Source organism: Rhodococcus (subgen. Prescottella) equi, from assembly GCF_003013675.1.
GTDB lineage: Bacteria > Actinomycetota > Actinomycetes > Mycobacteriales > Mycobacteriaceae > Prescottella > Prescottella equi.
The window spans coordinates 1,602,685-1,628,516 of sequence record NZ_CP027793.1 but is presented as its reverse complement, the minus strand read 5'-3'; the positions used below and the strand labels follow the sequence as shown (position 1 = coordinate 1,628,516).

24 protein-coding genes are annotated in these 25,832 nt (G+C 68.6%); 13 read left to right on the top strand and 11 right to left on the bottom strand.

Going from position 1 to position 25,832, the window contains the following annotated elements; translation table 11 throughout:
- Window positions 1–18: 18 nt before the first annotated feature.
- Complete coding sequence (locus tag C7H75_RS07805; RefSeq protein WP_106851181.1) at window positions 19–921, bottom strand: mycofactocin-coupled SDR family oxidoreductase; 903 nt, start codon at window positions 919–921, stop codon at window positions 19–21.
- 73 nt (window positions 922–994) lie between these two features.
- Between C7H75_RS07805 and C7H75_RS07800 the strand changes: the two genes are divergently transcribed.
- The 7 genes from C7H75_RS07800 (at window position 995) to C7H75_RS07770 (ending at window position 9,122) form a co-directional block, all read left to right on the top strand.
- Window positions 995–2,467: an aldehyde dehydrogenase gene (locus tag C7H75_RS07800; protein WP_064077486.1), complete on the top strand. Its 1,473-nt coding sequence runs from the start codon at window positions 995–997 to the stop codon at window positions 2,465–2,467.
- A 27-nt stretch (window positions 2,468–2,494) separates the two neighbouring features.
- Complete coding sequence (locus tag C7H75_RS07795; RefSeq protein ID WP_013415346.1) at window positions 2,495–3,244, top strand: SDR family oxidoreductase; 750 nt, start codon at window positions 2,495–2,497, stop codon at window positions 3,242–3,244.
- Window positions 3,241–4,137, top strand: coding sequence for an NAD(P)-dependent oxidoreductase (locus C7H75_RS07790; RefSeq protein WP_013415345.1), 897 nt, complete (start codon window positions 3,241–3,243; stop codon window positions 4,135–4,137). Before C7H75_RS07795 ends, C7H75_RS07790 begins: the two co-directional genes overlap by 4 nt.
- Window positions 4,134–4,550, top strand: coding sequence for a carboxymuconolactone decarboxylase family protein (locus tag C7H75_RS07785; RefSeq protein ID WP_005514551.1), 417 nt, complete (start codon window positions 4,134–4,136; stop codon window positions 4,548–4,550). Before C7H75_RS07790 ends, C7H75_RS07785 begins: the two co-directional genes overlap by 4 nt.
- Window positions 4,551–4,636: 86 nt before the next feature.
- Complete coding sequence (locus C7H75_RS07780) at window positions 4,637–6,118, top strand: FAD-dependent oxidoreductase (protein ID WP_064079595.1); 1,482 nt, start codon at window positions 4,637–4,639, stop codon at window positions 6,116–6,118.
- Window positions 6,119–6,258: 140 nt separating this feature from the next.
- Window positions 6,259–7,941: an oxalyl-CoA decarboxylase gene (gene oxc / locus C7H75_RS07775; RefSeq protein WP_084866064.1), complete on the top strand. Its 1,683-nt coding sequence runs from the start codon at window positions 6,259–6,261 to the stop codon at window positions 7,939–7,941.
- A complete protein-coding gene (locus C7H75_RS07770) occupies window positions 7,938–9,122 on the top strand; it encodes a CaiB/BaiF CoA transferase family protein (RefSeq protein WP_106851180.1) in 1,185 nt (394 codons plus the stop codon). Before oxc ends, C7H75_RS07770 begins: the two co-directional genes overlap by 4 nt.
- A 3-nt stretch (window positions 9,123–9,125) precedes the next feature.
- On the opposite strand, the gene C7H75_RS07765 is transcribed toward C7H75_RS07770, so the two are convergent.
- Window positions 9,126–10,547 (bottom strand): cellulase family glycosylhydrolase, encoded by a 1,422-nt coding sequence (locus C7H75_RS07765; protein ID WP_084847849.1) that lies wholly within the window; start codon window positions 10,545–10,547, stop codon window positions 9,126–9,128.
- Between the two features lie 68 nt (window positions 10,548–10,615).
- Between C7H75_RS07765 and C7H75_RS07760 the strand changes: the two genes are divergently transcribed.
- Complete coding sequence (locus tag C7H75_RS07760) at window positions 10,616–11,197, top strand: hypothetical protein (RefSeq protein WP_084847850.1); 582 nt, start codon at window positions 10,616–10,618, stop codon at window positions 11,195–11,197.
- Between the two features lie 262 nt (window positions 11,198–11,459).
- Window positions 11,460–12,236: a histidine phosphatase family protein gene (locus C7H75_RS07755; protein ID WP_005514559.1), complete on the top strand. Its 777-nt coding sequence runs from the start codon at window positions 11,460–11,462 to the stop codon at window positions 12,234–12,236.
- A 91-nt stretch (window positions 12,237–12,327) separates the two neighbouring features.
- On the opposite strand, the gene C7H75_RS07750 is transcribed toward C7H75_RS07755, so the two are convergent.
- Entirely contained in the window at window positions 12,328–12,642 is a 315-nt protein-coding gene (locus C7H75_RS07750) for a transcriptional regulator (protein ID WP_005514560.1), read from the bottom strand.
- Window positions 12,635–13,234, bottom strand: a complete 600-nt coding sequence (locus tag C7H75_RS07745) for a hypothetical protein (RefSeq protein ID WP_081187495.1) — start codon at window positions 13,232–13,234, stop codon at window positions 12,635–12,637. Before C7H75_RS07745 ends, C7H75_RS07750 begins: the two co-directional genes overlap by 8 nt.
- A gap of 111 nt (window positions 13,235–13,345) precedes the next feature.
- Here C7H75_RS07745 and C7H75_RS07740 point away from each other — a divergent pair, with 111 nt between their 5' ends.
- On the top strand, window positions 13,346–14,254 hold the full coding sequence (locus tag C7H75_RS07740) for a hypothetical protein (protein WP_064058683.1): 909 nt from the start codon (window positions 13,346–13,348) through the stop codon (window positions 14,252–14,254).
- Between the two features lie 13 nt (window positions 14,255–14,267).
- Here C7H75_RS07740 and C7H75_RS07735 read toward each other — a convergent pair whose 3' ends face one another.
- Window positions 14,268–15,212, bottom strand: coding sequence for an alpha/beta hydrolase (locus C7H75_RS07735; protein WP_231849572.1), 945 nt, complete (start codon window positions 15,210–15,212; stop codon window positions 14,268–14,270).
- A gap of 164 nt (window positions 15,213–15,376) precedes the next feature.
- Window positions 15,377–17,317: a flavin-containing monooxygenase gene (locus tag C7H75_RS07730; RefSeq protein ID WP_084847851.1), complete on the bottom strand. Its 1,941-nt coding sequence runs from the start codon at window positions 17,315–17,317 to the stop codon at window positions 15,377–15,379.
- Between the two features lie 235 nt (window positions 17,318–17,552).
- Between C7H75_RS07730 and C7H75_RS07725 the strand changes: the two genes are divergently transcribed.
- The gene (locus C7H75_RS07725) at window positions 17,553–18,488 is read left to right on the top strand and encodes an SDR family NAD(P)-dependent oxidoreductase (protein WP_013415336.1); all 936 of its coding nucleotides are present in this window, start codon (window positions 17,553–17,555) and stop codon (window positions 18,486–18,488) included.
- Window positions 18,489–18,515: 27 nt separating this feature from the next.
- Window positions 18,516–19,442 carry an alpha/beta hydrolase gene (locus tag C7H75_RS07720; protein WP_084847852.1) on the top strand — a complete coding sequence of 309 codons (927 nt, stop codon included), beginning with the start codon at window positions 18,516–18,518 and terminating at the stop codon, window positions 19,440–19,442.
- Window positions 19,443–19,445: 3 nt separating this feature from the next.
- On the opposite strand, the gene C7H75_RS07715 is transcribed toward C7H75_RS07720, so the two are convergent.
- On the bottom strand, window positions 19,446–20,042 hold the full coding sequence (locus tag C7H75_RS07715; RefSeq protein WP_013415334.1) for a TetR/AcrR family transcriptional regulator: 597 nt from the start codon (window positions 20,040–20,042) through the stop codon (window positions 19,446–19,448).
- Window positions 20,043–20,098: 56 nt separating this feature from the next.
- Between C7H75_RS07715 and C7H75_RS07710 the strand changes: the two genes are divergently transcribed.
- Complete coding sequence (locus C7H75_RS07710) at window positions 20,099–21,220, top strand: winged helix DNA-binding domain-containing protein (protein ID WP_084847853.1); 1,122 nt, start codon at window positions 20,099–20,101, stop codon at window positions 21,218–21,220.
- 9 nt (window positions 21,221–21,229) lie between these two features.
- Here the strand turns inward: C7H75_RS07710 and C7H75_RS07705 are convergent, their stop codons facing one another.
- The 4 genes from C7H75_RS07705 to C7H75_RS07690 are packed head-to-tail and all read right to left on the bottom strand — an operon-like array spanning window position 21,230 to window position 25,705.
- The gene (locus C7H75_RS07705; protein ID WP_106851179.1) at window positions 21,230–21,883 is read right to left on the bottom strand and encodes a hypothetical protein; all 654 of its coding nucleotides are present in this window, start codon (window positions 21,881–21,883) and stop codon (window positions 21,230–21,232) included.
- A complete protein-coding gene (locus tag C7H75_RS07700; RefSeq protein ID WP_084847854.1) occupies window positions 21,871–23,610 on the bottom strand; it encodes an FAD-dependent oxidoreductase in 1,740 nt (579 codons plus the stop codon). The genes C7H75_RS07705 and C7H75_RS07700 overlap by 13 nt, the downstream gene beginning before the upstream one ends.
- A complete protein-coding gene (locus C7H75_RS07695; protein ID WP_084847855.1) occupies window positions 23,607–25,133 on the bottom strand; it encodes a flavin-containing monooxygenase in 1,527 nt (508 codons plus the stop codon). Before C7H75_RS07695 ends, C7H75_RS07700 begins: the two co-directional genes overlap by 4 nt.
- Window positions 25,130–25,705, bottom strand: coding sequence for a TetR/AcrR family transcriptional regulator (locus C7H75_RS07690; RefSeq protein ID WP_041674028.1), 576 nt, complete (start codon window positions 25,703–25,705; stop codon window positions 25,130–25,132). The genes C7H75_RS07695 and C7H75_RS07690 overlap by 4 nt, the downstream gene beginning before the upstream one ends.
- Window positions 25,706–25,832: the final 127 nt, after the last annotated feature.

The window sequence follows — 25,832 nt, the reverse complement described above, 5'->3', positions numbered from 1 at the left end:
CCTGTCTGTCGGCAGAGATCAGAGGCCCATCTTCATGCCGGCTCCGGCGTCGATCCTCAGTTGCTGCCCGGTGACGTAACGCGATTCGTCGGAGGCCAGGTACACCACGGCGTGCGAGATGTCCTCCGGCTCGACCCACGGGATCGGCATGGCCTGCATGAACGGGAAGGTCACCGCAGCATCCTCCGCAGTGGGGTTCCCGAGGTCGGGCCGGAAGGTCTTGTACATGGGCGTGCTCTGCAGCATGTCGGTGTTGCAGTTGGTCGGATGGATCGCATTGACCCGGATCGAATCGGGGCCGAGAGTCAGCGCCAGCGAGTTCGTGTAGGTCTGGATCATCTTCTTGGCCAACCCGTATCCGTCGCCGCCGGGCCCCTGGAGCGCCTGCTGACCGTTGAAGCCGGTCTGCGGCACCAGTCCCGCGACCGACCCGATCGCGATCACCGAGGCGCCCTCCCCCAGGTACGGCAGCGCCGCGTGCACGGTGTTGACGACGCCCACGAAGTCGACGTCGAACGCGTCGACGAACGCCTGCGCCGGCAAATGCTTGCCGAGCGGACAGATACCCGCGTTGGCCACCACGACATCGAGGCGGCCCAATTGCGCGACGGCGTCGGCCAGGCACACCTCGAGCGCTGCCCGATCCCGGACGTCCACCTCGGCCGCGACGATCCTGCCGCCGGCCTTCTCGACGAGCCGCGCGGTCTCGTCCAGATCCGCCTCGGTCGCCAGCGGGTACTCGTTGGTTCCGATGTCGGCACAGACGTCGAGAGCGATCACGTCGGCGCCCTCCTCCGCCAGCCGAACCGCATGACTGCGCCCCTGACCGCGGGCGGCACCGGTGACCAGGACAACTTCCCCGCAACTCTCCCCATGACTGCTCCCTTGCACTACTGCAATGGATTCCGAATGACATTCCATCGGAACGGCATTGCTGGCGACATTTGTTCGTACTATAGTCCAGACACCTGTCCAGCCAGAAAGGTTCTGCGCAATGACGCTTCGACCGACCGACAGCTCCGCGCTCCTGATCGACGGCAAACTGGTTCCCGGTTCGGGCGGCGTGTTCGAGGTGCTCGCGCCCGCCACCGAGGAGGTGGTGGGCCACGCGGCAGAGGGCACGGCCGCCGACATGGACGCGGCGATCGCGGCGGCCCGCCGGGCCTTCGACGAGACGTCCTGGTCGCGTGATCACAGCTTCCGCGCGCGGTGTCTGCGTCAGCTGCGCGATGCCCTGCAGTCGCACATCGAGGAGCTGCGCGAGATCACGATCGCCGAGGCGGGCGCACCCCGCATGCTCACCGCCGGGCCGCAGCTCGAGGGCCCGATCGCGGATCTCGGCTACTTCGCCGACCTCGCCGAGTCGTACGCGTGGGAGTCCGATCTGGGCGTCGCGGCGCCGATGGGTATCAGAACGCGGCGCCGGGTCCTCAAAGAGGGCGTCGGCGTCGTCGGAGCGGTCACGCCCTGGAACTTTCCGCACCAGATCAACTTCGCGAAGCTCGGGCCCGCGCTCGCGGCCGGCAACACCGTCGTCCTCAAGCCGGCTCCCGATACACCCTGGTGCGCGGCATTGGTCGGCAAGGTCATCGCGGAGGAGACCGACATCCCGGCGGGCGTCGTCAACATCGTCACCTCGACCGACCATCGGCTCGGCGCGCAGCTCGCCGAGGATCCACGCGTCGACCTGATCTCCTTCACCGGCTCCACCGCGACCGGCAAAGCCGTCATGACCGCGGCCGCACAATCACTGAAGAAGGTGTTCCTCGAGCTGGGCGGGAAGTCCGCGTTCGTCGTCCTGGACGACGCCGACCTCGCCGCCGCCTGCGCGATCGCCGCGTTCACGGTGTGCACCCATGCCGGTCAGGGGTGCGCTATCACGACCCGCCTGCTGGTGCCGCGCGAACGCTACGACGACGCCGTCGCGGCCACCGCCCGCACGATGGCGGGGATCCGGCCCGGCGACCCCGACGAACGCGGAACCGTCTGCGGCCCATTGATCTCCGCCCGTCAGCGTGCACGCGTCGAGAGCTACCTGAAGCTCGCGGTGGAGGAGGGCGGGACGATCGTCGTGGGCGGCGGACGGCCCGCCGAGCACGAGCGTGGCTTCTTCGTCGAACCCACCCTGATCTCGGGTCTCGACAACTCGTCCCGCGTCGCCCAGGAGGAGATCTTCGGGCCGGTACTGGTAATCCTCCCCCACGACGGCGACGACGACGCGATTCGCATCGCGAACGACTCGCCCTACGGCCTCTCCGGATCCGTGTGGGGCACCGATCCCGATCGCGTCCGGCATGTCGTGGAGGGCGTCCGCACCGGAACGCTCGCCGTCAACGGAGGCGTCTGGTACGCGGCGGATGCACCGTTCGGCGGCTACAAGCAGTCCGGAATCGGCCGGGAGATGGGCGTGGCCGGCTTCGAGGAGTACCTGGAGACCAAGCTCGTCGCGGAACCCGCGACCGCTTAGCCGAATTCGACGACAGGAGACATGCAGATGGGACGTTTCGACGGACGCACCGCCATCGTCACCGGCGCCGCCCAGGGCATCGGCGAGGGGTATGCCCGGGCACTTGCCGCCGAAGGCGCCGACGTGGTCGTCGCCGATCTCAACCGTGAGCTGGGCGAGACGGTCGCCAAACAGATCACCTCCGACGGCGGTTCCGCCGTCTTCAAGGAAGTCGATGTGGCCGAACCGGACTCGGCCCTGGATCTGGCGTCGTTCACGATCGAGAGGTTCGGCCGCATCGACCACCTCGTGAACAACGCGGCGATCTACGGCGGCATGAAACTCGACTCGCTGCTCACGGTGCCGTGGGACTACTACAAGAAATTCATGAGCGTCAACATGGACGGTGCGCTCAACGTGTGTCGGGCCGTCGTGCCGCACATGCGCGAGAGCGGCGGGTCGATCGTCAACCAGTCGTCCACCGCCGCGTGGGTGTACTCCAACTTCTACGGTCTGGCGAAGGTCGGGATCAACGGCCTCACCCAGCAGCTCGCGTTCGAACTCGGCTGGTCGAACATCCGGATCAACGCGATTGCCCCGGGCCCGATCGACACCGAGGCCACCCGGACGGTCACGCCCGGCAACATCGTCGCCGATATGGTGAAGCGGATTCCCCTGCAGCGCATGGGCACTCCCGAGGACCTGGTCGGCATGTGCCTGTTCCTTCTGTCCGACGAGGCGAGCTGGATCACCGGCCAGATCTTCAACGTGGACGGCGGGCAGGTGATCCGGTCGTGAGCGAACCCACCCGCGCGGTCGGCTACATCGGTCTGGGGAACATGGGCGCCCCGATGGCCACCCGACTGCTCGAACGTCCGGGCACGCTGGTCGTGTGCGACGCCCGCGCCGAGGCCGTCGAACCGTTCACGACGGCGGGCGCGACGGCGGTGTCGACGCCGGCGCAGGTCGCCGATCGCGCGTCGGTCATCTCGGTGACCGTCCTCGACGACGGCCAGGTCCGCGACGTCGTCGCCGGACCGGACGGCATCCTGTCCACGGCCCGGCCCGGCACGGTGATCGCGGTGCACTCCACGATCAGCGACACGACGGCGACCGAACTGGCCGCAACCTGCAGGGCCAAGGGGGTCGACCTGATCGACGCGCCGGTCAGCGGCGGAGCGCCGGGAGCACAGCAGGGCCGGCTCGCCGTCATGGTCGGAGGCAGCGACGAGGCATTCGAGGCGGTCCGCGAACCGTTCGGCTACTTCGCCGAGCTGGTGGTCCATGCCGGGCCGGTGGGCGCCGGAACCCGGATGAAGCTGGCGCGCAACCTACTCCACTTCGTGTCGTTCACCGCGGCGTGCGAGGCGGCGCGCCTGGCCGAGGCAGCCGGCATCGACATCCGCAAGCTCGGCAAGGTGGTCCGCCACACCGACGCGATCACCGGGGGCGCGGGGGCGATCATGCTCCGCGACACGACCGCTCCGGTCGCGGACGACGACCCGTGGTTCTCGATCCTGTCCCACGTCCGCAACCTCGGGGAGAAGGATCTCGCGCTGGCGCTCGATCTGGGCGACCGGTTCGACGTCGACCTGCCCCTCGGCGCCCGGGCCCTCGCCGGCCTCGGCCCCGGACTCGGTGTCGGGACCGGAACGGTCGCCGACCGCGCCCACCACAAGGAGAACGCATGACCGACCACAACGGCGACGCCACCACGTCGGAACGACGCAAGCGCGGCGTCGCGATGATGAACCAGGTGTACGGCTGGGAGATGCCGTCGGACGTGCCGGGCGACTTCTTCGCCGTCACCGCCGACCACCTGTTCGCCGACATCTGGACGCGTCCGGGCCTGAGCCTGCGCGATCGGCGCCTGCTGCTGCTCGGAGCGATCGCGGCGCAAGGGCAGACCGATGTCGCGAAGATCCAGATCAACGCCGCGCTGGGCAACGAGGAGTTGACCGAACAGCAGATCGAGGAGGCCGCGATCTTCCTCTGCCACTACGTCGGCTGGCCGTTGGGCACCGGACTGAACAACGCGCTGATCGCGGTCAAGGCCGATCGTCGTAAGGCCGCGCGCGCCGCGGAGAAGCAGCGCTCCGAGTAGTCCGCCCGATTCGGGCACGCCGGCCGCCCGATACGCGGATACTGATTTATAGAACACGTTCTACCCAGTCGAAAGGATCCACCCACATGTCACAGCCGGTGTCCGGGGCCACCCCGGTCCGTCCCTTGTCCGCCGAGAGCATCGACGTCTGGGACTACGAGGCCGATGTCGTGATCGCGGGCTACGGTATCGCCGGCGTCAGCGCCGCGGTCGAGGCTGCCCGCGCCGGCGCCGAGGTCCTCGTACTCGAGCGGGCCGGCGGGTGGGGCGGTGCGGCCTCGTTGGCGGGCGGATTCATCTACATGGGTGGCGGCACCCCGCTGCAGAAGGCACTCGGGTTCGAGGACACCCCCGAGAACATGAAGACATTCATGATGGCGGCACTCGGGCCCGGCGCCGACGAAGCGAAGATCACCGAATACTGCGAGGGCAGCGTCGACCACTACAACTGGCTGGTCGACTGCGGCGTCCCGTTCAAGGAGAGCTTCTACGGTCAGCCCGGCTGGGAGACTCCGTTCGACGACGGCCTGATGTACTCGGGCGGCGAGAACTCGGCGCCGTTCAACACGATTGCCACACCCGCCCCGCGCGGCCACATCCCGCAGATGGCGGACAAGAAGGTGGGCGAGAAGGGCGGCGGCTACATGCTCATGAAGCCGCTGGTCGAGACGGCCGAGAAACTCGGGGTGCAAGCCCAGTACGACATGCGGGTCCAGACCCTGGTCACCGATGCCACCGGCCGCGTCGTCGGCGTGCAGGCCAAGCAGTACGGCAAGGACGTGGTGGTGCGCGCCCGCAAGGGCGTCGTGCTCGCCACCGGTAGCTTCGCTTACAACAAGGACATGGTCGAGGCGTTTGCGCCCCGCCTCATCGGACGTCCCGGCGCCGCGATCGAGGAGCACGACGGCCGGTCGATCCGGATGGCGCAGGCCCTCGGCGCCGACCTGGCGCACATGGACGCTACCGAGGTCGCCTTCTTCGGTGATCCGCAGATGATGGTCCGCGGCATCCTGGTCAACGGTCGCGGTCAGCGCTATGTCAACGAGGACACCTATCCGGGACGGATCGGTCAGCTCACGCTGCTGCAGAACGACAATCAGGCGTACCTGATCATCGACGAGGACGCGTACGAGGAGGCGAAGACTACGCCGAGTTCGACGCCGTTCTTCCGCTTCCAGCCCAAGTGGGTGGCCGAGACCGTCGAGGAACTCGAGGCCGAGATGGGGCTGCCGGAGGGCACACTGCAGGCGACGGTCGAGGTCTACAACAAGCATGCCGCAAACGGGCAGGATCCGGTGCTCGGGAAGAAGCCCGAGTGGGTCAAGCCGATCGGCTCGCCGATCGCAGCACTGGACCTGCGCAACTTCACCGCCGGATTCACGCTGGGTGGTCTGCGCACCAACACTGCCTCCGAGGTGCTGCACGTGTCGGGCGATCCGATTCCCGGCCTCTTCGCGGCCGGTCGCTGCACCGCCGGCGTCTGCGCATGGGGCTACGCGTCGGGCACCTCACTCGGCGACGGCAGCTTCTTCGGTCGTCGCGCAGGCATCAGCGCCGCGAAGGGCTGAGCGTGAACTGACACTGCGGACATGCCGGATCATTCGGTCCGGCATGTCGGCAGCTGCTGACCCAGGCCGTTCGAAGGTGGATACTCGGAGAAGACCGGGCCCCCGCACGGGGCCGAGTCCAGCCGTTCGGGGATGCACCCATGACCGACGTCGAGACTGTCGACGGGAACGAACTCGTCGTCGACGCGCTCGAGAATGTCAGGGTCACAACGATCTACGGCGTCGTGGGGATTCCGGTGACCGATCTCGCCCGGACCGCGCAGGCCCGCGGCATCCGCTACCTCGGGTTCCGCAACGAGCAGGCCGCCGGGCACGCGGCCGCCGCGGCGGGATTCCTCACCGGCCGGCCCGGCGTCTGTCTCACGGTGTCCGCGCCAGGATTCCTCAACGGGCTCGTTGCGCTCGCGAACGCCACCACCGACTGTTTCCCGATGATCCAGATCAGCGGGTCCAGCGAGCGATCGATCGTCGATCTACAGCAGGGCGACTACGAGGAGCTCGACCAACACGCCACCGCCCGGCCGTTCGCGAAGGCCGCGTACCGTGTCGACTCCCCTGAACTCATCGGGATCGGCGTCGGCCGGGCCTTTCGCGCCGCGGTGTCCGGACGCCCGGGCGGGGTGTACCTCGACCTGCCGGCCCGGGTGCTGGCCGCGACCGCGCCCCGCACGCCACGTCCACCGTTGGTCGATCCCGCGCCGCGCCAATTGCCCGCTCCCGAGTCGGTCGAGCGGGCGGTTGCGCTCCTCGAACGCGCCGAGCGTCCCCTGATCCTGCTCGGCAAGGGTGCCGCGTATGCCCGCGCCGACAAGGAGATTCGCGCGTTCGTCGAGGCAACCGGCGCCCCGTTCCTGCCGATGTCGATGGCCAAGGGGCTGCTGCCCGACGACCATCCACAGTCCGCGGCGGCGGCCCGCTCGCTGGTGCTCGGCAGCGCCGACGTGGTGGTGCTCGTCGGCGCGCGGCTCAACTGGATGCTCGAGCACGGCCGCTCGCCCCGGTGGTCCCCCGACGCCCGGTTCGTCCAGCTCGACGTCTGCCCCACCGAGTTCGACAGCAACCGGCCGATCGCCGCCCCGGTTGCCGGCGACATCGCGTCCTCGATGACGGCGCTGCTGGCGGCGTTGCGGCCCGGCGCGGTCACGCCGTCGCCGGAGTGGCTCGCCGAGATCGCGGCGAAGAAGCAGGCGAACACCGCGAAAATGGAGGCGCGGCTGCGCGCCGACGTGCATCCGATGAACTTCGCCGTCGCGCTGCGCGCGGTACGGGACGTCCTCGCCGCCCATCCCGACGTGATCGTCGTCAGCGAGGGCGCGAACACCCTCGACAACGCACGCAACATCATTCCGATCCACCGGCCGCGGCACCGGCTCGACACCGGGACGTGGGGTGTGATGGGCGTCGGACTCGGGTATGCGATCGCCGCCGCTGTCGAGACCGGGTCGCCGGTGGTTGCGATCGAGGGCGACAGCGCGTTCGGGTTCAGCGGCATGGAGATCGAGACGATCTGCCGGTACCGACTGCCCGTCGTCGTGCTGGTGTTCAACAACGGCGGCGTGTACCGGGGCGACGAGATCAACACGCACTCGGCCGATCCGGCGCCGACGGTGCTGCTGCACTCGAGCCGGTACGACACGCTGATCGAGGCGTTCGGCGGCGTCGGGTACCACGCGGAGACGCCCGACGAGGTGGCCGCGGCGGTGCGGTCGGCACTGGCGTCGGGTGAGCCCGCACTCGTCGACTGCGTGATCGACTCGGCCGACGGCACCGAGAGCGGCCACCTGCAGAAGCTGAACCGTCCGGCGCACGAGGAGGAGCCATGACCGAACACGACCCCGGCGGACATCTCGACCCCACCAAACCGCAGGCGCTCGAGGGCATCACGGTCGTCGACTTCACCCATGTGCTCGCCGGACCGACCTGCACGCGGATGCTCGCCGACGCGGGTGCCCGGGTCATCAAGATCGAGCGCCCCGGGATCGGCGACGACACCCGGCAGATGGGGCCGTTCGCCGACGACGGCAGCTCGGAGTACTACCGGCTGGCGAACGTCGGCAAGGAGAGCATCGCGCTGAACCTGAAGGACGCCGACGACATGGCGTTGGTGCGCTCGATGATCAAGCATGCCGACGTGGTGGTGGAGAACTTCCGCCCGGGCGTGATGGCGCATCTCGGTCTCGCGCCGGACGACCTGGTGGCCGAGCATCCGCGACTGATCGTCTGTTCGATCTCCGGGTTCGGCCAGTACGGGCCGATGCATCAGGAATCGACCTACGACACCGTGATCCAGGCGCTGGCGGGGATCATGGACGCCACCGGATGGCCGGACGGCCCGGCCACCCGGGTGGGCACCTCGATCTCGGACATCACCGCCGGCATCATGGGGTACTGCGGAATCCTCACCGCCCTCGTCGCCCGGGATCGGACAGGGCGCGGCACCACAGTGGACATCGCGATGCTCGACAGCACGTTCTCGTTGATGGAGCACGGGCTCATGGATGCCCTCGGCCCCCGGGTACGCCCCACCCGTCTGGGGAACCGGCACCCGTTCATGTATCCGTTCGACACGTTCGAGTGCAGCGACCGCCCGATCGCGATCGCGGTCGGCAACGACCACCTTTTCGAACTCATGTGCGGCGCAATGGGCCTCACCCACCTACCCGAGGACACCCGGTTCGCCACCAACGTCGACCGCTGCGCCAACCACACCGACCTCAAGACCGCGATGGAGGATGTGCTGCGCACCGACACCGGCGAGGCGTGGCGGGGCCGCCTCATCGAGGCCGGTGTGCCGGTCGGAATCGTCCTCAACGTCGACGACACCCGCAAACTCGACCAGATCGCGGTCCGCGGAATGATCAAGAACGTGGGCGGGTTCGACGTTCCGGGCACCCCGCTGAAGTTCGGGACATGGGATTCGCTCGGGGCGACGATCCCGTCACCCGAACTCGACGACTGCGGCGACATGCTGCGCACGGAGTTCGCGCCGCGCCCCGATGCGTGACGGTCAGCCGCGCGGTGTGACGGTGACCGTGACCTCCTGCCGGGTGGCCGGCGCGCGCAAGGTCAGGATTCGGGTCTCGGGATTCCAGTTTGCAACGTGCGCACCGTCGACGTCGGGACCGTCCGGGAAGGTCCGCACCGGCAGGTACACCTCGGTGGGTGCAGTGATCGACAGGTTCGGCACATAGGAGAATTCGAGGCGGTCCGCGTCGGCCGCCCATCGGACGGGTTGCCCGGCGATCGCCCGCGGGTACGGCTCGTCCAGCGTCGCAACCAGATTCCGCTCGGTGCCGTCCTCCTCGTACGGACCCCAGGGCCCGGGGTCCCGCGACCAGTAGGAGACACCGGCACCCATCTCGCGGGCGGTGTCGTAGATCCGGTTCACGTAGTCCAGGGCACCGGGCAGTGTGGTGTCGAGTCCGAACTCTCCCAAAATGATCGGCACGTTCCCGAGTTCTGCCGCGGTGCGCAGGACGTTGCCGCGCCACGCGTCGATCGTCGCGTCGACCTGGGTCCGGGAACTGCCGGTATATCCGCCGCCGAGATCCATCGGCAGCGGGTAGATGTGCGGGCAGTACGCGACGCGCTGCTCGCCGTCGCGGGCGTCGTCGATGGGGCGCAGTCCGCTGGGCGTGCCCCAGTTGGTGCCCATCGCCTGCGGGGCGACGCACACCCAGGTGTCCTGGTCGACTTCGCGGATCGCGTCGGACGTCTTCTGGTACAGCGCCGTCAGCGGCCCGGCCTCGAAAACCGAACCCTGCAGGGTGCCTCCATAGGGTTCGTTCATCAGGTCGTACGCGACCACCGCGGGGTTGCCGGCGAACCGCTCGGCGACCGCGCGCCACGCGTTCGCGTAGTGGTCGGTGAGTTCCGGATGCTTGCCGGTGGTGTTCCAGAAGTTGTCGAACGCCCGGATCACGCCGGGCTCGAGGTAGTACATCTCCCACATGTCGTTGTCGCCCACGGGCAGCCCGTCCAGGTACGTCGCCCACGCCGGCGCTCCGTTGCCGTTCTGTCCGCTCGGGGTGATGGCGCTCGAGTACAGGTCCTGGTGCATGTCGAGCATGACGCTGTAGCCGCGTTCGGCGTACCAGTCGACGCGTTCGGCGACGCGGTCCAGATACTCCTGGCTGTACACACCGGGTTCGGGTTCCACCGACCGCCACGAGATGAGGAACCGCACGAAGTTGGTGCCCATGTCGGTGTGCTCGCGGTCGAGGTCCGCCTCGGTGAACGTCGGCATGCCGTCCGGCGTGCTCTTGGCGCTCGATGCGGTGTTGAAGCCGTTGAGGATCAGCGCACGGCCGGCGTCGTCGGTGAGGTATGCGGTCGACTGTGCCGGGTCTGCCCGGAGCGCGGCACCGATGCCCCCGGCGAGGACCAGTGCCCCGACGGCCGCCAAGGACAGCACCCTCACACGTCCCACCGCTCCACCACTCACTTTCGCACGCAAAACCTGGACGATCGTCCTACTTACTGGGCTAATGTTGCGCCATGTCTGTCCAGTCCGGGGCGTTTTCGGCAAGGCCGCTGATCCAGCGGGTCGCGGCGGGTCCGTGGCCCGCGACCGCGACGCTCGTCCTCGCGTCGATCCTGTTCGGCACGTGGTCGATCACCGGCCGGGTCCTCACGTTCACCCCGGAGTTGCTGATCCCCAGCGCGATCGGGTTGCCGTTCGGGATCCCGCCGCTGCGTCTGTTCCCGTTGGGCGACACCACGTGGACGTTCTGGTTCGTCGACGTCGTCGCCGTCCTCGTGATGATCGCGACAGCCTGGTTCCGGTTGTCCGCGAGCCGGCGCCGCCCGTTCCTCGCCGGCCTGCTCGCCACCATGCTCGGTGTCGCGGTCGGCAACCTCGTGCGCATCGTGTATCTCAGCTTCGAGACCCATCAGGGCCTCGGAACGTACGTCCTCGCAGTCATTCTCGGCCTGGTCGTCTCGGCACTGTGGGGTGCCGCCGTCGGGCTTGTCGTCGGGCTGGCGCACCTGCTCGACGACAGGCTTCGGCGACGCGTCGAAACCGCGCCGACGAAGACTCGGGCCGCGCGGCCTCGCGTCAGGGCCGGATCGCGCTGAACCGGAGCGTCACCGACCATCAGTCGGTACGACATGGTGGTGATCGACCGGACCGTCCGGGGCGTCCGCAGCCGCCAATCGCATCGGCCGCACCGTCTGCTGGTTCACCTGATGCGCCCGCAGATTCACGCGCGCGGTCCCGCGTGCGCGAGCTCCCATTGGATGGGAGACCCCGTAGTCGGTCCCGACCACGAGCTGCTTCTGTGATCTTCGACACTCCGCAATTCGGTTCTTCGGCACACCTGAAGTGGGGTCCCACCCGATGAAAGGCTTTCTCACCATGCGAATCCGACCTCTCCGGCTGTCCGTTGCGGTGATGGCGACCGCGGTCGCGGCCACAACCGCTGCCACCGGCGTCGCGTCCGCCGACATCTCCTTCGGAAGTCTCGGAGGCAGCTTCGGCAGCAGTTTCGGCAGCAGCGACGGCGATATGGTCATCACCCTGGTGCGCCACGCCGAGTCCGCCGGCAACCTCTCCGGACTGGTCGACACCAAGGTGCCCGGACCCGATCTGACCCCACGTGGCCGGACGCAGGCCGACAATCTGGCCGTCCAGCTGGCCGACCAGAATTTCGACTGCGGCTTCGCGTCCAACATGGTGCGTACCGCGCAGACTGCGGCACCGACCGTCGCCGAGCACGACCTGAGCCTCGACATTCAGCCCGGTTTCCGGGAGATCGAGGCAGGCGACTACGAGGGCACCCCGGAGGCCGAGGCGCTGTCCGGTTACCTGCAGGCGCCGATCAAGTGGCTCTCCGGCGACCTGAACGCACGGATTCCAGGCTCCATCGACGGCAACGAGTTCGACGACCGATTCGATGAGGCACTGCTCGATGTGCAGCGCCGCGGCTGCACCAATCCGGTGATCTTCTCGCACGGCGGCACGATCATGTTCTGGTCCATGATGAACGCCGACAACGCCGACATGAGCAAGCTCGGCACCGATCCGATGCGTAACGGCGGCCACGTCACCCTCGAAGGCAGCCCGCAGAAGGGCTGGACGATCGTCGACTGGGTCGGCCACCCGGACCTCGGCTGATTCACCCTTCCGCGCCCCGGTCGTCATCGACACATTCGATGGCACCGGGGCGCAGTCGTATCCCGGCCGGGTGTGCCGCCTCGCCTCGCGGTCAGCGGCTGTCGAGGACGTCGAGCAGCAGCCGCAACACCTCGACCTCCTCACGCAGTTTGCCGACACCGTGAGCGGTGATCCGGATCCAGGAACGGACGCGACGACCGGTGTACTCGCGGCGCACCTCGACGCAACCGGCCCCGAGCAGGACGTCGAGATGCCGGCCGAGGTTGCCGTCGGTCAGGCCGAGACCGTCACGCAGGAACACGAAGCTGACCTCTTCGGCTTCCCGGAGCATCGACAGGATCGCCAAGCGGGTCTTCTGATGAACCGTGTCGTCGAGCGCCAGAACCCGCCGTTGGGCACTATCCAACGTCAGCCAACTCGTCGGACTCGGCGATGTGGCCGAGCACGCCGATCGCGATGGCGATCACGCCGAACACGGCGGTCGCGACGCCCACGGAGACGGATCCGCCGTGCGCCACACGAGGGACGAACGCACCTACGGGTTCCGCCGTGGTGACGACTCCGAGCACCGCACCGGCCGCCGCCGTAGCCCAGACACGTTGGCAGCGCTCCTTCCACCCGAACAGTGCGAACCCCCCGGAGAGAACCGTCAGCGCCCCGATCACGTTCGCCGCTAAGAAGATCCAGGGGAATGCCACGACCGAGAGCAGGGCCACGGGCACGTACCCTACGCCCCGGATTCTGATCCCGATTCGATTGCTCCGACGCGTCATCACCACCGCGGTCGCGACGAAGGCGGCGGGAATCAACACGAGGAGCGGAAGAGTCGTCGTATCGCCTCGACCGAACATCCATCCCAAACCCAGCGCCGATGCCGTGGCGCCCAGCACGAGGAGGTTCGTCGACTCGGCCCGCCGTCGAAGCAGCCCCGCCCGCGCCGCGTCCTCCGCTGCGCGGATCGACGGGATCTCGCAGTTCCTCTCCCCCTGCCTGATCATGAACTTACTCTGCAGTGCAGAGTGAGTTGCTGTCAATGGTCACCCGACGCGATTCGTGCAAGGTCGGAGCGCCACATGACGTATGACCCCGCGGTGTGAGAGCGTCTCGACATGGGGAGAACCAACACCTGGCCGGTGCTCGACCGCGGGACGCGACTGTGGTGGAGGACAGTTGGCCGCCGCATCGATCCCGAAGGCGAGCACGCGTGGCTGGCCGCGCCGGTCTCCGGGCGCGGCACCGTCGCCGACCGTTGGCTCCCCGCCGAGGCCGAACGCATCGGCGGTCGGATCGACCGCGATCCCGACCCGCGGTCCGGGCTACTGCCCAGGCTGGACGCTCTGGCCGGTCCCGGCTTCGATCCGGCAGCGGTGCATTCGGCGCTCCGAGACTTCTACGAACACACCTCGGCGTGGCGAATGGACGCGTGGACGAAGTGGTCTCGCGGATTCGCCGGACCGGGGGCCGTGATCGAGTCGCTGTACGGCAAACGCCTGCAGCAACTCGCGCTACCCGTGGATGCACTGGCCGTCGCGCACGGCGTCGACAGCGAGATCGTGCGGATCGTCGGACCGGACGGCACGCACGCCGGGTCGGCGTGGCTCCGTACTCTGCGCAAGACCGGTGACTACATGTTCAGCGGTTACTACCGGGTCGGCCGGCTTCCCGGTCACGATCAGCCCAGCGTCCACGTCAGCTTCCCGCTCGAGCAGGGCAACGTGCAGGTGTATCTCCGCCCGTCGAACGGGCCCGGCGGCGCGATGACGCTGTCGTCACCGCCCGGGCCGTTCGGCGACGACGGTGCGTACGTCATGGTGATCGACGACGGACGGACGTATGCCGCCCGCGTGCCGGTGCACGAGGAATTCCGGCTCTACGTCGACGACGAGGGCATCGCCCGGACGGACCATGTCCTGAAGCTGTGGGGCGCCACGGCTGTTCGCCTACACTACCGCCTGGTTCCGGTCCCCGACGCGCACTCGATCTCGGCTACTACCCGAGTGGTAAGCGAGCCCGAGTGACAGGCCCGACCCGTCAGTCGGGGACCGCGAGGGCCGACTTCAGACCGAGGTGCATGTCCTCGCGCGTCCGATCGGAGACCGAGATTCCTGGAAATCCGTTGGAACCGTGGAACGTTCCCGGTCGGTGGTGCAATTCCACGGGCACCCCGGCCCGCATCAGGCGGAGCGCGTATTCGATCGCCTCGTCACGAAGCGGATCGACTTCGTTGGCCGAGATCCACGCCGGGGGCAGTCCCGAGACGTCGGCCGCGCGAGCCGCGGCAGCGTACGACGGGGTGTCCGCCGACCAGTCGCCGAGATAAAATTCCCAGCCCAGGACCGCTTGCCTGTAGGTCCACAGCGGTGTGTCGGTGAACTCGCGTATGGACGCGGTCTCCACGCGGTCGTCGAGCATCGGATTGTCCAGCACCTGGTACACGAGCCTGGGGCCGTTCTCGTCGCGCGCCCGCAGTGCAAGTGCCGCGGCCAGTCCGGCGCCGGCGCTGACACCGCCGATCGCCAGCCGCGACGGATCTACCCCGAGTTCGTCGCCGTGCTCGGCGACCCACGTCAGTGCTGCAGAGCAGTCGTCGAGCCCTGCCGGATACGGATGCTCAGGCGCCAACCGGTATTCCACGCTGACGACGACACACCCCACCACGTCCGCGATCTCGACGCAGGCACGCTCGGATGCCTCGATCTCGCCGAAGACGTAGCCACCGCCATGGAACCACACGAGCGCCCCCACCTCGGACGAGACCCCGCCCGGGGTGTAGAGCCGGACCGGCACGTCCGGCGCACCGGCCGGCCCCGGGACGAGACGGTCGACCACTGCCATGCCCTCCGGTCGGTCGACCGCCGCAGCGAGTTCGGTCGCACGGATCCGCTGGCGGCTTCGAAACGCCACCGGCTCGGTGATGTCCACCCGAGGGAGCGCGGGGATCAGGGGACGAAGTTCGGGGTGGATGCGATCGATCAACGCGGGCTCCCTGGTATCTCGGAACGGCATGCTCAGCGACGGCGCTGTAGCTCGACACGCCCCCACAGTAGAAACGGGCGACCCGGGTCAGAACCGATCCACCCACCGAGCGGGACGACCAGCCGAATACCCGCCTCTTCATCGCGAGATCGACTGGCTTGGGGCTACCGCAACACGAAGTGCTCCTCGATCGGCGTGCGATGCTGCTGCCACACATCCACCAGCCGCCACGGGCTCGCGACGATCACGCGTCCGCTGTCGTTGCGGTAGTAGGTGTGGGCACTGGGCGTGTGCCGCCACACGGTGTTCTCCATCGCCCGGTCGATCTCGTCGACGTACGCCTCGTAGGCCTCCCGGGTGGGTTCGAGCGACCGGGCGCCACGCTCGGCCAACAGATGCAGGCATTCCGTGAAGTAGTGCACTGCGACCTCGATACCGAAGTTGTTTCCGGCGCCGTGACTAGGGTTCGTGTTCGGTGCCGACGTGACGAACAGATTCGGAAAGCCCGGGACGGTCCCCCCGCGGTACGCCCGCGGGTTGCCCGACCATTCGTCGACGAGCGCACGCCCGTCACGACCACGAATGTCCATGGTGGACAGGAAGTCCAGATGAAAGCCCGTCGCGTACACGATGACGTCCACCTCCACGAGGGCGCCGTCCGGTGTCACGATGCCCTCGGGCACGATCCGGGCGGGCTCGGTCACGAGTACGTCGACGTGGTCGCGCGTGAGCGCCGCATAGTAGCCGCCCGGGTCGCGGATGATGCGCTTGCCGAACGGCGCGAAGTCGGGCGTCACCTTCGCGGCCAGGTCCGACCCGGCACCGAAGGTGCGGTCGATGTATGCGAGGCAGTCCTGCAGCAACATGTCGTTGGCGCGGGAGATCGACAGGTGCGTCGGCGCCCATTCCGGGTCGACGATCACCACCGGGTAGGCGCTGTCCGCGGACCCCCAGAAGGCTTTGAGTCGCAGCCAGTTCGCATAGAACGGGACGTGCCGGGACAGCCACCGGTGGTGTGCCGGGACAGCGTCGCTGTCACGCTTACGCGGCGCTACCCAGTGGGGTTGGCGCTGGAACAGCGTCAGATGTGCGACGTCGTCGACGATGGAGTCGACGATCTGCGCAGACGTGCAGCCGGCCCCGATCACCGCAACCCGCTTGCCGGTCAGGTCGAGTTCAGGATCCCACTCCCCCGAGTGGACGCTGACGCCCGCGAAGGAGTCTCGTCCCTCGACCCGTGGGAACTGCGGCCGGTTGAGATAACCGAGCGCGGTCACCACCGTCGCCGCGTGCGTCACCGATACGGTGCCGTCCGCAGCGCGCGCATGGACGGCCCACCGGTGCTCCGTCTCGTTCCAGACGAGCGACTCGACCGTGGTCCCGAAGCGGGTGTGGCGGCGTATCCCGTGCTTGTCGACGACCGCCTGCAGGTAGGCCTGATACTCGCCGCCCTTCGGGTAGTAGCTGGTCCAGTCCGAATTCAGCTCGGAGGACAACGAGTAGTACGACGACGGAGTGTCGACCCCGACACCGGGGTACGTCTGGACGAGCCACGTGCCGCCGAGTTCGTCGTTGCGTTCGAGAATTTCGTACGAAACACCTTCCCGTTCCGCGGCCATCGCAGCCGCGATTCCGGCGAGCCCACCTCCGACGATTGCGACGTCCAGGGTGCGAGGCAGCGGCACGGTGCGCGGCAGCACCGGCTGCGCCGGGTGGAATCCTCCCTGCTCGAGGAGCATGGGCAGGAACTCGTCGCCGGGCGCCACCCCGAGCGCCAGCGGAACGAGCCGGGCGAAGAGTTCCGGGTCGTCCGGCGCGAGGCCGGGTGCCTTGCCGACGGCCAGCGCCACAGTCAGCTCCGCGACGATCGCGGCGGCCGTGGCGTGGTCTGTGACGCCGGCCATCTCGGGCGCATCCGGTACGTGGGAGATCGCGCCTTCGTACCGATCGAGTACGCCGGTGTCCCCCGTGACCTGTGCCAGCACTGCCAGCAGCACGGCCGGGTCGGCCGACCGCAGCCGGTCCGCGAGGGCTCCGGCATCGGCGGGCGAGCAGTCGTCGTCCGTAGCGGCGGGAGCGGCGGGAGCGGCGGTGCTGGATGTCATCGAAATCTCCTTGCAGGACGGGTGGTCCGGGGCGGAACTCGCACAGCGCCCGCGCGATCCGGCTCGCGGTGACGTTCCTCGGGACAGTAGGCCACGGCGAACCGCCTGTCCATACCTTCATCCCATTTACCAGACTCTCAGTCTGGTTTTTTGCTCGAACGTCTACCCTCGAGCCGTTTCGTCGGCTACCGTCCGATCCGTACCCCTCCGAGCCCAGCGAAAGGCGTTGCCGGCCATGAATGAACTTCGATTCGACGGACAGGTTGCACTCGTCACCGGCGTGTCCACCTTCGGGCTGGGCCTCACGTACGCGCGCACGCTCGCCGCGCGGGGTTGCGCGGTGGTGGTCAACGACCTCGGGCGCGATTGGGCCGGCGGCTCCAACGCCCCCGCAACCGACGAGGCCGTGCGCCTGATCGAGAGCGACGGCGGGACGGCGACGGGCGTGACCGGTGACGTCGTGACCGAGGCGGATCGCATCGTGCAGGCCGCGGTGGACACCTTCGGTCGCCTGGACATCGTCGTCAACAACGCCGGAGCCGGCGGTGACTTCGATACCTTGGTGGACGTGCACCTGCGCGGCGCGCACCGCGTCACCGAGGCCGCCTGGCCGCACCTGTCCGCCTCGGGCGACGGACGGATCCTCAACATCTCGTCGAACGGAAGCTACGGCGCCCCCGCGATGCCCGGTTACGCGGCCGCGAAGGGCGCGATCCTCTCCTTGACGCGAACGCAGGCGATTCTCGGGAAGCGAATCGGTGTGCGCTCCAACGCGATCCTCCCCGCGGCCTGGACCCGTTCCACCGCCGGCATCGAGCAGCCCGGATTCGGGGAGTTCCTGCAGGCGCACTTCCCACCCGAGGCGGTCGCGGCGTTCGCCGCGTATCTCCTGCACGCCGACACCACACTCACCGGCGAGGTATTCGCGGTGGGCGGCGGGCTGGTCTCTCGGGTGGTGCAGGCCGAGACACCGGGGGCCCTCACCGACGAACACACCCCGGAAGCGTGGTCCGCGCTCATCGACGAGGTGATGACGCCGGGGACCATGACTGTGTCGAAATCACTGTGGTCCCAGCTCGATTCGTTCGTCTCCCGCATGGATCCCCGGACCCGCGCCGACTGGGAGGCAGTCAAGGTCGCCCCCGACGTCGACGGCAAGGTCACGGCCTGAATTTCCGGATCCGAGAGGACAACGCCCATGCTCGAGCTCGACCCCGACGTCGCCGCCTACCTCGGCACCCGTGAGGACTGGGTACCGATGCACGTGGCAGGCGTGCAGGCTGCCCGCACCGCCTTCGAGTCGCTGCCGCAGCGACCGGGCCCGGACATGCACCGGGTCGAGGACCGCGTCGTCGACGGCCCGCACGGACCGCTCCGCCTGCGGATCTACCACCCGGTCGACGCACCGGACCTGCCCGCGCTCGTGTACTTCCACGGGGGCGGTCTCGTCATCGGCAGCATCGACAGCTTCGATCGGCTCGCCCGTCTCCTGGCCGTGGCGTCGGGCGCAGTCGTGGTGAGCGTCGACTACCGGCTCGCTCCGGAACACCCCTACCCGGTGGCCACCGACGAGGCGTACTTCGCGACGCAGTGGGTGGCCGGCAACGCCGCCGGCCTCGGTATCGACGGAGATCGGATCGCGGTCGCCGGCGACAGCGCCGGCGCGACTCTCGCCGCCGGGGTGACCTTGCAGACCCGCGACGAGGGCGGGGCGCCGTTGGTGTTCCAGCTGCACATCTACGCGGGCATCGACCGCGACGACACCAGACCGTCGGTGCTCGAGTTCGCGGACGGCCCGATCATCACCGCCGGCGACTTCGCGTGGACGAAGACCCTGTATCTCGGTGACGATCCCAGCCGGGACCACCCGTACGGTGTGCCGAGCCTGGCAGCGGATCTGACGGGCCTGCCGGCGGCGATCGTGGTCACGGCGTCGCACGATCCCAGCCGCGACGGCGCCGAGGAATACGCACACCGCCTCCGGGACGCAGGGGTCCAGACCGCCGTTCTGCGGTATCCCGGTGTGGCGCACGGCTTCCTGATGCATGCCGATCTCCATGCCCGGGCGCGGCTGGCGCTCGCCGAGATCGGCGGCATCATGCGGGCCAAGTTCACGTACGGCTGAGCGCTACTCCGACCGCAGTGCCGCGCACCAGACGTCGGTGAGCGTGTCGATCGCGCCGTCGCGATCGACACGCCACCCGCGCACCATCCACGTGTTGAGGAACAGCTCGAGCCCACTGATGAGCAATAGCGCGCGCCGCTCGACGTCGGCGGCGTCGAACCGCCCCCACAACACAGTGTTCGCGGTGAGCGCCGCGACGAAGCGGCGGTGGTAGTCGAGGTAGAAGTCGTCGAACCGAACCACCCCGGCCGACTGGACGCGGAGCCTGTCTCCGCTCGCCTCCCACGCCTCGACGACGCGCCCCACCCAGGCGCGGATCGTCGGTCGCGACCAGTCGTCCAAACCACCGAAATCGCGGTACAGCGCCTCGGCGCGGTCCCAGACCTCGACGACGATCTCGTGGGCGATGGCGTCCTTGCTCGGAAAGTACGAGTACAGCGTGGCACGGCTCGCGCCGGCCGCCTTGGCGATGTCGTCGATGGTCGTCTCGCGAAATCCCCGCTCGCCGATCAGCCGCGCTGCGGTGTCCAGCAGGTGTGCCCGGCTCCGCTGCTTCTGTAACGCGCGCAGGGACGGCTTCTCGCCGGGTTCGGTTTCCATACTCGCAGTCTAGTGTCCGCGCGCGTTTGTCCGTGACCGCCCTTACACTCACCGCTATGACCGTGGAAGTGACCCGCGCGCAGGTGCTCTCGTACCGGTGGCATGTCCAGCAACTCGATCGTCCCCCCGGTTCCGCGCAGGGCCCCACCGACTGCGATCTTCTCGATCTCGGGATCCAGAACACCGGTCCCGACGGCGCGGCGTGGGCGCTCCACCTGCGGGGCACGCCGCCGGGCACCTCGGACGACCTCGCACTCGCCTGGACGCTGCGCGGAGCACCGCACCGGTACCGGCGCGCGGACCTGTCGGCGGTCGCGATCGCCACCGCTCCACTGTCCGACGCGGACGCCGCCAAGCGCATCTTCGACGCCAACCGTCCGCTGAAGGCCGCGGGGATACCGACCTTGGACGCGCTTCGGGCGGTGGCTGCCGAGATGCGCGACATCGTCCGGCAGCCCACCGTGAAGGGCGAGATGTCTTCGGCACTCACGGCGCGAATGGACGAGCCCTACCTGCGCTTCTGCCGTCCATGCAACGCGACGCACATGTACGAGATGCCGTTTCGGCTCGCGGCGCTGCAGGCCGGTCTGGAACTGCGGCCCGAGACCTCACCGCCGGTGCTCGAACGGATCCCCGGATGGCGGGGCAAGCCTTACGCACGCACCGCCGCGGAGGCCGACGCCCGCTTCGACGTGATCCGCGGCTACCTGCGGTTCTTCGGTCCGACCGATCCCAAGGCAACCGCGTCGTACATCGACGCCCCGGTGAAGGACGTCAAGGCGCACTGGCCGTCCGACGTCACCGAAGTGTCGGTCGACGGCACCCCGAGGTGGATCCTGACCGAAAGCCTCGATGCGCTCCTCGGGCCGCCCGCCGACGCTTCGGTTCGCCTACTCGGGCCGTTCGACCCGTACCTGCAACTGAAGGATCGCGAACTACTCGTACCCGATGAGGACAATCGAAAAGCGCTGTGGCCCACGCTCGGCCGCCCCGGCGCCGTCGCCGTCGGTGGCGAGATCGTCGGCCTGTGGCGACCGCGCACTTCGGGGAAGAAGCTGTCAGTGGAGGTGACCGCGTGGGAGAAACTGCCGGCGCGGACCAAGGCCGCGATCGAGGAGCAGGCCGACACGCTGGCTGCGTTCCGCGGTCAGTCTGCCGGCGCCGTGACGGTGCTGTGAATCGCCCCGTCACCCGCGCGTCACGCGTGCCGGTCCGGTGCTCATCACGCCGGATTCGATGACGATCCCAGGGTGCGGCCCCGGCCGCATCCACTGTCCGAGCGTGGGGCCGGTGGCGTTCACCGCGACCCGCGCACCACGGAACCTTCCGCGCAGCCGTGCGCGAGCCCGTGCGACACCGCCGTCCGGCAACGGCTGCGCGAACCCGAGCGCACCCACGATCGGTAACGAGGGCCCGAATGATCGCGCTGTGGTCCGCACTTCCCAACCGTCGGCGCTCGCGGTGAACGTGCCCGTGACATCCCCGTCGAAAGTGGCGAGCACCTTCGGCAGATGCCAGTGCTCTCGTCCGCCGTGGACCGACGGTTCGGAGTCGACTGCGATGAACGGGACCGCCATCGACGGAAGGACACCGGCGCGAAGGGACGGCGCCCGGAGAACGGGACTGGCAAGGATCTCGCGGTACGGACCGACCGGCGACTCGAGGTAGTCGACCATCATCGCGAGCGTGACGGGCAGTGCGCGGCCCCCCGGCCCGAACGATGCCGCTTCGGGCGTCGCGCGATGCCACCACAGGGTGGCCCGGACCTTCGCCGGCCACGGCGGCGGCGGACTGATCGGCCAGTCCTGCCGGAGGTGTTCGCTCTCAGTCACGCTCCACACGGACGTTCCCCTCTCTCGTGGCGATCTCCGGCTGCGGACGAGTGGCTCACCGGGGACACGGGCAGACGCAGCGCGCCCGGCGCCTCCGGCGGCACGGTGGGGTGCGCCGGGACAACCGGCGCGACCGCCTCGTACGGCGCGTCGAGGTCGGGACGAGAGTCGTTCTCGCCCTTGTTGGGCCACAGAGCCATCGCACGTTCGGCCTGCGCGGCGATCGTCAGCGACGGGTTGACGCCGAGGTTCGCGCTGACGACCGAACCGTCCACGACGTGGAGCCCCTCGTGCCCGTACGCCCGTAGGTACGGGTCGACCACGCCGGTCGCGGCACTGTCCCCGATCGTGCAACCGCCGAGGAAGTGCGCCGTCATCGGGATGTTCACCAGATCGAGCAGTGACCCGCCCGCGTCGCCCCCGATCCGCTCGGCCACGCGGCGGATGACCTCGTGCCCCACCGGGATCCACTCGGGTGGTGGCGCCCCCGGACCCGGACGGCTGGTGAGTCTGCGCCGGCCGAACAGGCCCTTCTTGCCGGCGAGCTCGAGCGAGTTGTCGTCGGTCTGCATGACCAGTGCGATCACCGTGCGCTCGGACCAGTGCCGCACCGACAGCGTCCGCAGGAAGGCGCCCGGGTTCCGCAGCGCCACTCCCACTGCCCTCAGCGGTCGGGGCACGCGTCCGCCACCGTCGGTGAGAAGCGCCTGCAGCAACCCGATCACGTTGCTGCCCTTGCCGTATCGAACGGGCTCGATATGGGTGTGATCGTCGGGATGGAACGAGGACGTGATGGCCACCCCGTGCGTGAAGTCCACCGACCGCGTTCTCGCGGCCGCAGCGAGCACCGCTTCCGAATTCGTCCGCACCACGGCGCCCAGTCGGGGCGACAGCTTCGGAAGTAGGCCACGATCGCGCATGGACAACAGCAGTCGGGCGGTCCCGTAGGTGCCTGCGGCGACGACGACCTGGTCGGCGGTGAACGTGGCGCGCGGTCTCCGAATCCCGCCCGTGACGCGGCCGGCGACCGTGTAACCACCGCCGGCATGCGGGCGCACCTCCTCCACCGTGGTCATGGGGTGGATGGTCGCTCCGGCGCGTTCGGCGAGGTACAGGTAGTTCTTCACGAGGGTGTTCTTGGCTCCGACGCGGCACCCGGTCATGCAGCTTCCGCACTCTGTGCAACCGGTCCGGTCCGGGCCGGCACCGCCGAAGAAGGGGTCCGGGACACGTGCGCCGGGTTCGCCGAAGAACACCCCTACCGGCGTGGATGTGAACGTCTGCCCGACGCCCAGTTCCTCTGCGACCGAACGCATCACCTCGTCGGCGGCGGTGAAGGTCGGGTTCTCCCGGACGCCGAGCATTCGTTCGGCCTGCTCGTAATAGGGCGCGAGTTCACGCTCCCAATCGGTGATGTGACCCCACGGGGATTCGCGGAAGAATGCGGCCGGAGGCCGGTAGAGCGTGTTGGCGTAGTTGAGGGACCCACCACCCACACCGGCACCGGCCATCACGAGGACGTCCGGAAGCAGATGCATCCGTTGCACGCCGTAGCAGCCGAGCCACGGCGCCCACAGGTACCGCCGCAGCCGCCACGACGTCTGCGGCAGTTCGTCGTCCGCGAAGCGCCGTCCGGCCTCCAGGACACCGACGCGATACCCCTTCTCGGTGAGGCGCAGGGCGGCGACGCTCCCGCCGAAGCCCGAACCGATCACCACCACGTCGTAGTGCGTCATGCGCGCGCCCCCGTGTCCTCGGTCGCCCGGCGGTCCTCGCCGGCGGTGGTCAGTCGGTAGTTCTCCCGGTCGAACCGCCTCGTGCGCCTGCGGAACCGCCACGTGTACGTGGGCCACATCACCGAGTTGCGTCCGCTGGCGTCCAGGTACCAGCTGTCGCAGCCACCGGCGTTCCAGACGGTGCGCGCCAGCTGCGGATCCAGCCCGTCGTTGTAGCGCCGCTGCGCGTCCCCGGTGACCTCGACGGTCGCGGCCCGTTCGTCCCGCATCACCCGCAGTGCGTCGGCGATGTAGGTGGCCTGCGACTCGAGCATGTACACGATCGAGCTGTGTCCGAGGTTGGTGTTGGGCCCGTACATGAGGAACAGATTCGGGAACCCGTGCACCGTCGTGCCGAGATGCGCCGACGGGCTCCCCGACCAATGTTCGGCCAGCGTGCGACCGTCCGCTCCCCGGACGTGCCGCGCGACGGGCGGCTCGGTGGGGGTGAAGCCGGTGGCGAAGATGATTGCGTCGACCGGATACTCGTTGCCCGCGTCGTCGATCACTGCGGTCTCGGTGACAGCGGTCAGGCCCGACGACACCACGGTCACGTCGCGGCGCGTGAGTGTGCGCAGCCAGTCGTTGGAGAGCAGAATCCGCTTGCACGTGATGGTGAACGCCGGCGTCAACGCGGCTCGCAGGCCGTCGTCCGGCACCTGCGCGCGCAGATACGCCTCGGCGCGACGCTGGAACAAGCGCAGTAGCCAGAGTTGGTGCGCCATACCGACGACGTAGCCCTCCTTCTGGGCGTACACCGCGCCGCGCACGAGCTTCTGGGTGGACGGGAACGCGCGGAACAGGGCGCGTTCGATGCGCGAGACGGCGCGGTCGTGCTTGGGCAGCACCCACGACGCCGTCCGCTGGAACAACGTGAGGTGCTCGACCCGATCGACGATCTCGGGAACGAACTGGATCGCCGAGGCCCCCGTACCGATCACCGCGACCCTCTTTCCGGCGAGGTCGTAGCCGTGGTCCCATGTCGCCGAATGGAAGGTTGTACCGGTGAAGGATTCGACGCCCGGCACGTCCGGAAGCTTCGGCGCGGAGAGCGCGCCCGTGGCGGCGACGAGAACGGTCGCGGTGAGATCCCCCCGCCCGGTGCGGACCCGCCACTGCCTGCCGTGGGCATCCCACTGCGCTTCCACCAGTTCACATCCGGTCACCGTCCGGTCGGCCACACCGGTCTGATCGGCCACGCGCCGCAGGTAGGCGTGGATCTCGGGCTGCTTGCCGTAGGCGTATCGCCAGTCCGGCTCCGGAGCGAACGAGTAGGAGTACAGGGCGCTGGGTACGTCGCAGGCGCAGCCCGGGTAGGTGTTGTCGCGCCAGGTGCCGCCGACGTCGTCGGCACGCTCGATCACGAGTAGGTCCGCCGCGGGGTCCTCGCGGAGAAGGGTGGCGGCGAGGCCGATACCGCCGAAGCCTGCACCCACGATCAGGGTGTGGACGTGAGCGGGCAGGGTGGTCCGTCCGGTTTTCACTGCGTCACCATCGCTTTCCAGACGGGCAGCAGACGATCACGCAACTGCCGGTCGGCTTCGGGAGTGCGGAACAGGGCGGAGACCGCCAGCCCCCTGGCGATCTCGATACTGAGATCGACGGCGTCCGCGCTCATGCGGTCGCCGACGATCTCGGCGAATCCGAGACGCAGCGCGTCTCCGACCTTGCGCTCGAGCGGAATCATCGCTTCGTGCAGGCCGGGATCGGTGCGGGCGGCGACCCAGAGTTCGAGGGCCGCATAGAAGAGCGGGCCGGTGAACGCCTCGCAGAGCGTCTCGAGCCCGCGGTCGGGATCGGGGCGTGAACGCAGCAGCTCGGCCAGGCGCCTGTCCACCAGATGGCCGACCGCGGCCACGACCAGCGATTCCTTGGTGGGGAACTGGTGCAGCTGGGCGCCCCGCGACACTCCGGCGCGCTTCGTCACGGCCTGACTGCTGGTGCCGGCGTAGCCCACCTCCACGAGCAGTTCGATGGTGGCGTCGAGGAGCTTTCCGCGGGTCGCGGCACTGCGTTCTGCCTGCGTGCGAGAGGTAGTTGCTGTGCCTTGGGTCACATGTCGGACATTATCGGGAAACTTACAAACAGTCCAGACTGTCGGCAAATTTGATGGCACAGAAAGATGGCACAGAAAGCGGACGGCTCGCTCCGCCAAGGCGGAACGAGCCGTCGAAACCAGGGCC